We start from the raw sequence: 800 nt of genomic DNA, 5'->3' as shown, positions 1-800 counted from the left end.
ATAACGCCCTGTTAAGGTGTGAGCAACGCAATACCGAGCTCCCGCACACCACCTTAAACACTAAACGCAATGCATAGTAAAAATGCCATGCGTTGCGAATCACTCTTAAACAGTTTGTTAGCTGTGCTTTTCTACCTTGTCGAACAAACCTGGGAAATAGACAATCAATTCATCGTGTAAAAAAGCCGCAACTCTCTCCAGTTCATCGACGTATACGGCAATATCATTCCCATACTGGACATCAAAGCCGTCAATACTAACTTTGGACATGGACGGGATATCACCACTCCTATGGTAAGGGTATCTTTGCTTGGTGAAAACTTCAGAATTTAGCTCCAAATCATGCTTTAACGAGCATCCATACTTTGAAGCATATTTTTGCACTAAGTACTCAGCATCTTTAGGGTGTTCTTGCTCGATTGAATTAAATATCTTTACTAAAGCATGACCTTCCGTATGTTTTACTTGAGAGGCAGTAGAGCCAGACCAAACAATTGTAGTTTTAATACTCTTAAGTAACAGTTCTATCGAGAATGACAGGAGAACATGATACGGTCTGCGTACAAACGTGTTACTTTTAATTAGTTTCGCAGCCTCGTAAAACTCTTTTGCGGTATAGAAAAGACCAAAATCTACTAGCTCTTGAGATGTTCTATTTTTTACGTTGTTCATGAACAAAATCACTCTAAATCAGAACGGAAAGTATATTTTATCAAAACCAAGCCTCTAGTCTTATCATGATTATATATGTATCGCATCAAACTCCTTTTTACGCTAGCACTGCTAACGCCGCGTTAAGT

Annotated in this window: 1 protein-coding gene; it reads right to left on the bottom strand. The window is 39.0% G+C overall.

Annotated features, from left to right (window positions below; translation table 11 throughout):
* Nucleotides 1-117: 117 nt before the first annotated feature.
* Entirely contained in the window at nt 118-672 is a 555-nt protein-coding gene (locus R7O13_RS25990; protein ID WP_318305089.1) for a hypothetical protein, read from the bottom strand.
* Nucleotides 673-800: the final 128 nt, after the last annotated feature.

It is taken from the genome of Vibrio sp. Y176 (genome assembly GCF_033438945.1).
This window is presented reverse-complemented; position numbering and strand designations above follow the sequence as displayed.